General features: G+C 63.0%; 6 protein-coding genes and 1 pseudogene. 2 read left to right on the forward strand and 5 right to left on the reverse strand.

Annotated features, from left to right (window positions below; translation table 11 throughout):
- Positions 1-84 precede the first annotated feature (84 nt).
- The 5 genes and pseudogenes from ACP7AD_RS03855 to ACP7AD_RS03875 all read right to left on the reverse strand — a co-directional run.
- Positions 85-221 (reverse strand): annotated as a pseudogene (locus ACP7AD_RS03855) (integrase); the annotation flags it as partial.
- Between the two features lie 483 nt (positions 222-704).
- Positions 705-1,706 (reverse strand): FAD:protein FMN transferase, encoded by a 1,002-nt coding sequence (locus tag ACP7AD_RS03860; protein WP_426144435.1) that lies wholly within the window; start codon positions 1,704-1,706, stop codon positions 705-707.
- Positions 1,687-3,894, reverse strand: coding sequence for a PepSY domain-containing protein (locus tag ACP7AD_RS03865; RefSeq protein ID WP_426144434.1), 2,208 nt, complete (start codon positions 3,892-3,894; stop codon positions 1,687-1,689). Before ACP7AD_RS03865 ends, ACP7AD_RS03860 begins: the two co-directional genes overlap by 20 nt.
- A gap of 10 nt (positions 3,895-3,904) precedes the next feature.
- Positions 3,905-4,381 carry a DUF2271 domain-containing protein gene (locus tag ACP7AD_RS03870; RefSeq protein ID WP_426144433.1) on the reverse strand — a complete coding sequence of 159 codons (477 nt, stop codon included), beginning with the start codon at positions 4,379-4,381 and terminating at the stop codon, positions 3,905-3,907.
- 25 nt (positions 4,382-4,406) lie between these two features.
- Complete coding sequence (locus tag ACP7AD_RS03875) at positions 4,407-4,820, reverse strand: PepSY domain-containing protein (RefSeq protein WP_426144432.1); 414 nt, start codon at positions 4,818-4,820, stop codon at positions 4,407-4,409.
- 738 nt (positions 4,821-5,558) lie between these two features.
- Between ACP7AD_RS03875 and ACP7AD_RS03880 the strand changes: the two genes are divergently transcribed.
- Together ACP7AD_RS03880 and gloA are read left to right on the forward strand one after the other, a co-directional pair.
- A complete protein-coding gene (locus ACP7AD_RS03880) occupies positions 5,559-6,779 on the forward strand; it encodes a 6-phosphofructokinase (RefSeq protein WP_426144431.1) in 1,221 nt (406 codons plus the stop codon).
- A 61-nt stretch (positions 6,780-6,840) separates the two neighbouring features.
- Complete coding sequence (gene gloA / locus ACP7AD_RS03885) at positions 6,841-7,251, forward strand: lactoylglutathione lyase (RefSeq protein WP_426144430.1); 411 nt, start codon at positions 6,841-6,843, stop codon at positions 7,249-7,251.
- Positions 7,252-7,352: the final 101 nt, after the last annotated feature.

The following is a 7,352-nucleotide window of genomic DNA, read 5'->3' on the forward strand; positions in this document are numbered from 1 at the left end:
CGGATACGACCAGTTGCGGTCCGACAGAAAAGACCGCTGTCCGGCGGTCAAATCTTCGGCGCCAATTCACAGAAAAACATTTCGTCAAATATCGGCCTGCTCGGCGATTTCAACGCGTCTGCAACTTCGATTCCCGGATACCCCACGGTGCTCTCGTTTGTGGTGTTCCCTATTAACAACTGCACTGCGCGCAGATTTTTGGTGCGGCGGTAAATCAGGGTGTACGACCGAGAATTCCGACCTGCCAATACAAGCGCCGAGGTGCTGGCGTAGCCATGGCCGGCCGATAGAAGACAAATATAAAGACAAAGACAAAGACAAAGACAAAGACAGTGCGAGGAACCACCGATTGCGCAGGCGAGCATGAAGTGATGGCAAGATAAGTTGGGCCGTGGTTGGCAAAGCACGTGAATGTCCGAGCACATTCGAGTGCGACAAAGCGATTGAGGCATCGACAGCGAATCCCATCAGGGACAGTGACCAGGAGTCACATCAAAAGTCCGAATGTACGTGTGCAATCTTTACCTTTGATCCGTCATAGATTGAAAGCTTGGCAAACCGGGTGCGTCCATGTATGGACATTCGACGAGTTGCAGACCTCTGGTACACCTGTTCAGTTGCTGGACCTATAGCCACCGTTGGGCAGCGCGATCACCGGCACCATCAGAAAGCCGGTGTTGTCGGCGGTGCGCAACCTGGCTGCTTCAATTTGTGTGGCATACAAGGTTTGACCGATCTGCGGATCTGCCAAACCGACCTAGCCCCACCTCCACCAAACCTTCGGGACGGCGAAGCAGGAACAGCACATCCATCCCCATGCGCTGTGCCATGGCCAGACCTTCGTCGGGGCCTGCCACCAGTAAGGCCGTGGCCCAGGCGTCCGCGTGCATGCAGGTACGCGCCAGCACGGTGACCGATGCTACGGCGTTGTTCACAGGCGCACAGCGGCGCGCGTCCATGGTGTGCGCGAGGCGCGCATCGCCCACCTCCAGATAGCGTCGGTAGTCGCCCGAGGTAGCCACAGCCAGATCCTCCAACTCGATGACCCCGTGCACCGCGCGGCGCCCAGCCTCGGGGCGTTCGAGCGCCACAGCCCAGGGCACGCCGCTGGCCTGACCGCCCACGGCGCGGAGCTCGCCATCAAGCGCTGCCAGCGCATGCCGCACGCCGTGCTGTTGCAGCACATTGGCCATGCGGTCCACCGCATATCCCTTCGCAATGCCGCACAGGTCGAGTTGCAAGGTCGCACGCTTGCGGGCGCGGCCTGAGGGCCTATCCAGCTCCAGGCATCCGTGCGCAGTGAGAGGCGTGGACTGGCGTGCGGCGCGGATCGCTTGCGCGTCGGGTGCATCGCGCACCGCGCCAAACCCCCAGGCATCGACCAGCGCCCCAACGCACGGATCGAATGCACCAACGCTCAGGCGGCGGACATCAAGCGCACAGTCCAGTACCTCCAGCATTTCAGCGGGCAGGTCTACCCAGGCGTCCACAGGCGCGCGGTTCAGGCGCATGAGGTCGCTGTCCGGCTTCCAGGGCGACATCTGCTCGTCTACCTGCTCCACCGCAGCGGCAAGGTCTTGGCGCAAGGCCGCCAGGTCCATGGTGTTGTCGGCGTCGACACTGGCAGACCAGCGTGTGCCCATGGTCGGGCCGTGCAGGGTGGTGCGCTTGCAGGCCGCAGCGGACTCAGAAGACATCTTCGGCATAACGCTCCTTTGCTTTCAGCTTCGATACGCTCAACTGCAGCGGCGCCAGCACCACGTCCAGCGTCTCGGCCACGTCGCGCGCCATGGCGCGGCTTCCACAAACGCGCACGATGGCGTCCTGTGCCAACAGACCGCGCAGGCTCTCGGCATCTCGGCGCAGGGCGTCCTGCACATAGCCGCCGCCGTCGGGCACGCGGGAGAAAACTGTCTGCAATGTCGCCAGGCGCCCTTCGCCGAGCCAGCGCTGAATTTCGGGGCCGAAGTAAAAGTCCCGCGCCGGATCGCGCCCACCAAAGTACAGGTGCATCGGGGTCCGTCTGTCGTTGCGGCGGATGAAGCCGGCCAACGGCGCCACGCCTGTGCCCGCCCCAATCAGCAGCACAGGCCGCCGCGTTCGCGGCAGTGCAAAGCCGGGGTTGGACCGGATAAAGGCGTTGATGCAGTCCCCCTTCTGCAGGCCCAGCAAGTGCGTAGAGCACAGGCCACCGGGCATCTGGCGCACGCAGATTTCCAGAAACCCGTCTTCCCAGCCCGACGCCAGCGAGTAGTAGCGCGGCACAGCCGAACCCGGCGGCACGATGCCTACGAGATCGCCAGCTGCAAACCGCGCCAGGCCGTGCCCGCGCAGGCGTGTGCCCAGGTCCTGTGCTGGCCACGCGAAGCGCAGGATCGCCGTGGACTGCCCGGTAACACCGGGATAGTCCTGGCGCGCGATGAGCGTGAGCGCGGCGGTGGGTGGCACGCGCGGTACATGCTCCAGCGCCAAGGGTTCGTTCAGCGCTTGTGCCAGGGCAACGCCCCAGCGCGCGAACTGCTGGCCCGATTGCTGGTGGATGCACTCGAGCGGCAGCAGCGCGGACCAGCCCTGTGCGCGCAGCGTCTGGTCTAGCGCCTCGGCAAAGGCGCAGAAGGCCGGGAACTGCCGGTCGCCAAAGCCCAGCACCGTCACCGGCACAGCACTGGCGTTGAGCTTGGCGATGTGCTCCAGGGCGTGGCTGGCGTGGGTCGGGGCCTGGCCTTCGCCATAGGTTGCTGCAAGTACAAACACCTGCCGCGTGGCGGCCGTGGTTCGAAAGTTCTCCAGCGCGCTGGTGTGAACGCGGTGGCCGCCTTGGCTCAGTGCGTCTTGCAGCGTTTGGGCAAAACCCCAGGTGCTGCCGCCTTCGCTGGCAACGAAGATGAGCACGTCGGCCTGTGCCAGCGGGGTGTTGCCTGTGATGTGTGGCGCCTGGCGGCGTGCTTGCCACCAAATGACAACGCCCGACAGCCAGAACAGCAGCACGCTGGCGCCCACGAGCCCGAGCACCACTGCCCAGGGCCAGGCCGCTTCGCCCGTGTGCAGCACCACGGCCAGGTCGTAAACGCGCTGCGCAAGGGTTGCATCCTGCCAGGCCAGCATCTGGCCCGAGTACCGGTCGATCCAACCTTGACCCTGGGCGGTGGCGACCTTCCAGGTGTCTTCTGGGTCCGTGGCGTCGGGAAGATTCAGCTTGCGCAAATCCTGCACAGCAAGGCCTTGCAGCGTGGCAAACTGCGCGCCGGGCAAATCAGGCTTGCCGGTGACCACCGAGAGCACTTCAGGCTCGATCCTGGTGTCCAGTTTCACCAGTCCCAGGGTCGAGGCGCTCATGGTCAGCGCCGTAAGCGATGTCAGGCACAGGACTGCGAGTACCACACGGCCTGCGACCACGTGGATGCGCTGCGCCAGCGAGCCACGCACCCGCGCCGCCAGCCGCCGCCAGCCGCCCATGCGCCGCAGCAAAAGCACCAGGGCAGAGACACACAACAAGCCCATGGCCAACGCAATGCCCGCTGCACCCCAGCGCCCGGCGTCGCCCAACAGCAGCGAGCGGTGCAGATTCTTGACCCAGCGCGGCAGCGCCGAGGGTTGCCACGCACCCAGCACCCGGCCATCGGCCGGGTCCACGTAAGACGCCTGCGGCTGGTCGCCGGCAAAGCTGAACACCACGATGGCACCCGAGGGCTGGTGGCGAATCTCTCCCGCGCCCGGGACAGTTCGCGTCACGCGCTCCACCAGCGTGGCTACGGGCAAATCGCCCGGTGCGGCGGGTGCCTGCCACGCCTGCTGCACCGGGTCGATCGCCAAGATGGCACCGGTGACGCCCAGTACCACGGCCAAAGTGCCAACGGTCAGGCCCAGCCAGCGGTGGATTGCTTTCCAGCCCATGGGAGTTCCTTTACTGGAGTTGGAAGGTCACCGACTGGATGTACTGCTTGCCGGCCTGCGGCTTGCCGACGTTGGCTTTGGACAGCGGTATGCGGACCTCCGACGGGCTGTCTCGCATGTCTTCTGCAGCGGCGTCGATGCGGATTTCATAGCCCGCGTCAATCAGTGCATCCGCCAAATCGGCTGTGACCTTGAGCGTGCGCCCTGCGCCAACGCTGGCGCCGGTGACGCCATTAAGGCGCTTGGCGTCACCCGCCGAGAGGCGGCTCCAGTCAGACAAGTGTTTGTGGTACTTGGCCTTTCCGCCGGCCACCCACAGCGTGCGCACATAGGCGCCTTTGGCATCGGTCAGGTACGCCGCCAGGTAGGCGCCGTCGCCCCCGTAGTTCTTGAGCTGGGCGGTCAGCGTGAGCGGGCGGCTGTGTGCCAGGGCGGGAAGGGCCAGCGCGCAGGCGGTGGCCAAAATGGTCAAAAGGGGTTTGGACATGGTGATGCTCCTGTGGGAATGGTGGTTACTCGATCTGGCCGCGCGGCGCGGTGCCAGGGGTCAACAAAGGCGATGGCACGGCGGCGCCGTCCGGTTGTGGCGGTCGTGCCTGCTGCGCGGCACCCCCGTCACCACGATCGCGTTCCCGGGAACGTTGGTGGTCGTCTTGCTTCATCCTCAACACCTTCAGGGTTTCCGGGTCGATCTTGGCTTTGAAGCTGCGTCCTTGGGCATCCGTGCCGCGGATTTCATAGCAGCCGTCGTCGATCTTCAGCCGCTGAATCTGCCAGCCCTGTGCGTCTGCCATTTGCCGCACAGCCTCACGCGTCTGCCAGCGATTCACCGGCGCATCGCAATCGTCACCGGCCCATGTGGGCAGGGCGGCCAGGCCTAGCGACAGAACCAGCAAGCCATGGCGCAAAGTGGGGGTGTATTTCATGGAAGGTTTCTATAAAAAAGGGCCAGCACATGTGTTTAGCCACTTGAAAGTTTATGGCGGCTGCCTTAAGTGATTCTTATTGGCTCGCCTAGAAGCGGCCAATCGCAAATACGCACTCCCGCTGCGTCAGAGACGTCCATTCTGAAAAATTGATGGTCGACGTTGGATAACAGCTTCCAGGCTATTAGGCTCGACCGCGAACGGCTGGTTCAGGGGAAATCGTAGGTCGGCTTTCATCTTGTTGTTGGTTTTACATGGTTTCGGCGGATGACCGGAATCAGTCTAAAGGAGACGGTAACGGTACTGCCGCCTCAGTTGGCTTTCAATATGCGCGAATCACTATCGCAAGCGCCTCGTGCAAATTCGCTTTCCCATAACCAATGCCGAGCCTTTTGCGTTCGTACTTGCCAAATAGCCGTCGCGCCTTGGCATTCAGCGAATCGCGCCATACCAGTGGCGCAGTTGATCGAACTGCGCCACTATCGCGCCACTTTCCCGGAAAACCGCGCCAAATCCTGTCATCGCTGCTGGTCGAAGTTAGCTGATTTTTTTGACCATATCAGGCATCAAATCAGCCTCTTGCGCAATACGGGCATGCGTAAGCAGCTATATTTTCAATAGCAAAATCTCCCACCAGCGACTTCTCCGCCGCAAAAACCAGCCGCCGATCTTGCCGGGACCACTGCGATGTGTACGATGACGCCGAGCGATTCCATCTCGCAACCAAAGGAAAAAACCATGGCATCCGGAAAAATTCTCGTCGCCCAGGGCGGCGGCCCGACGGCGGTGATCAACCAGTCGCTGGTCGGCGTGGCGCTGGAGGCGCGGCGCTTTGGCGAGGTCACGCGCATCTACGGCGCGCGCCACGGCGTGCGCGGCATCGTCAATGAGGACTTCGTGGACCTGACGCAGGAAACCAGCCACAACCTCGAACTGGTGGCGGGCACGCCGTCGTCGGCGCTCGGCTCGACGCGTGACAAGCCCGACATGCGTTATTGCCAGGAAATCTTCAAGGTGCTGCAGGCGCACCAGATCGAGCACTTTTTCTACATCGGCGGCAACGACTCGTCGGACACGGTGCGCATCGTCAGCCTGGAAGCGCAAAAGGCCGGCTACCCGCTGCGCTCAATCCACATTCCCAAGACCATCGACAACGACCTGGTGGGCAACGACCACACGCCCGGTTTTCCGTCGGCCGCGCGCTTCGTGGCGCAGGCGTTTGCCGGGGCCAACCTGGACAATGCCGCCCTGCCCGGCGTGTACGTGGGCGTGGTGATGGGCCGCCATGCCGGATTCTTGACGGCGGCGTCCGCGCTGGGCAAGAAGTTTCCCGACGATGGCCCGCACCTGATCTACCTGCCCGAGCGCACCTTTGTGCTGGAGCAGTTTCTGGCGGATGTGAAGGAAACCTACGCGCGTTTTGGCCGCTGCGTGATCGCCGTGTCCGAAGGCATCCACGATGCCTCGGGCGCGCCGATTGCCAGCCTGCTGGCGAAAGACCTGGAGCACGACGACCACGGCAATATCCAGCTGTCGGGCAACGGCGGGCTGGCCGATTTGCTGTGCGAGGAAATCAAGGCCAAGCTCGGCATCAAGCGGGTGCGCGGCGACACCTTCGGCTATTTGCAGCGCTCGTTCATCGGCTGCGTGTCCGACGTGGACCAGCGCGAAGCCAGAGAGGTCGGCGAAAAAGCCGTGCAGTTCGCCATGTGGGGCGCGCAGGACGGTTCGGTCGCCATCAAGCGCACCGGCTTTTATTCGGTCGATTACGAACTGCTGCCCCTTAGCGCCGTGGCCGGCAAGACGCGGGTGATGGAAGACGAATTCATTGCCAGCAACGGCACCGACGTGACCGACGCCTTCAGGATGTATTTGCGCCCGCTGCTGGGCTCCGGCATGCCCGATGCGTTCAGGCTGCGCCACCATCCGGTCGCCAAGGTGCTGAACCCCGGCCGCTGAAGCCATGCCCGTGCGGCGGCAAACGGCTGCAAACTTCTTGCGCCCATTCCATAATCAGGCGATGCGACTACTCCACACCATGCTCCGCGTTGGCAACCTTCAGCGCTCGATTGATTTCTACACCCAGGTCCTGGGAATGCAACTGCTGCGCCGGTCTGAAAACCCCGAATACAAATACAGCCTGGCCTTCGTCGGCTTCGAGGGCAATCCGGCGCAGGCCGAGATCGAGCTGACCTACAACTGGGGAACGGAAAACTACGAGATGGGCACGGCCTACGGCCACATTGCGCTGGGCGTGCCGGATGCCTACGCCGCCTGCGAAAAGATCAAGGCAGCCGGCGGCAACGTCACGCGCGAAGCCGGCGCGGTCAAGGGCGGCAGCACGGTGATTGCCTTCGTGACCGACCCGGACGGCTACAAGATCGAGCTGATCCAGCGCGCCGAAGCGGCTGGCGGCGCGGGCCTGCGCTGATCCGGTTTCAACGATTGCTATTTTTTTAGGGGCTTAGGAACCAGAGCTTATCGACAGCTAAGCTAAGTTCCTATCGTGATTCAGAAAAACCGGTATTTCAG

The sequence above is a fragment of the Polaromonas sp. DSP2-3-2b2 genome, from assembly GCF_049895905.1.
Taxonomy (GTDB): domain Bacteria; phylum Pseudomonadota; class Gammaproteobacteria; order Burkholderiales; family Burkholderiaceae_C; genus Polaromonas.